Origin of the sequence: Thermococcus sp. ES12, assembly GCF_012027515.1 — an archaeon.
Lineage (GTDB): Archaea > Methanobacteriota_B > Thermococci > Thermococcales > Thermococcaceae > Thermococcus > Thermococcus barossii.
The window spans coordinates 1-473 of the sequence record NZ_SNUP01000050.1 but is presented as its reverse complement, the minus strand read 5'-3'; the positions used below and the strand labels follow the sequence as shown (position 1 = coordinate 473).

Sequence of the window (473 nt, the reverse complement as noted above, 5' to 3'; positions counted from 1 at the left end):
ATTTACTCTTTTGAGACTATGGTGAAGAATGAGGTTATCAAGCTTAAAACATTGGGTGATTTATTTGGATTAAACGTTGCTGTCGTGCTGAATAAGGTAAGGGAATCTTCGAGGGATATTAGTGGAATAATTGAATTCCTTGAAGGTGATATGGGTGTGCCAGTTATAGGAGTAATACCATTTGATAATCGTGTTCCTCACTCAGTGAATATAGGCGTGCCGATACTGAAATACAAACCAAGAGCTTCTGTATCAAAGCGATTAAAGGAATGTGGGGAAATTCTGGAGGAGTGGATGTTTGGTAAAGCAAAAGTGGAGAAAATTGTTGATGAGATAATAACTGAGAGACTGTTGAACTTTTAGGTTTTAGATTTTTCTTTGTACTCAAACAGCTCGCTGACTCTCACAAGCGGAATCAGTGTGTAGCCTTCTTTTTCAATGTTTTCTTTGGCTCCCTCTTCCCTGTCAACTAC

General features: G+C 38.5%; 2 pseudogenes. One reads left to right on the top strand and one right to left on the bottom strand.

Annotated elements, in window-relative coordinates:
* A pseudogene (locus E3E37_RS10960) lies at positions 1-363 on the top strand (MinD/ParA family protein); the annotation flags it as partial.
* Here the strand turns inward: E3E37_RS10960 and E3E37_RS10955 are convergent.
* A pseudogene (locus E3E37_RS10955) lies at positions 360-473 on the bottom strand (orotate phosphoribosyltransferase); the annotation flags it as partial. The pseudogenes E3E37_RS10960 and E3E37_RS10955 sit on opposite strands and share 4 nt — an antisense overlap.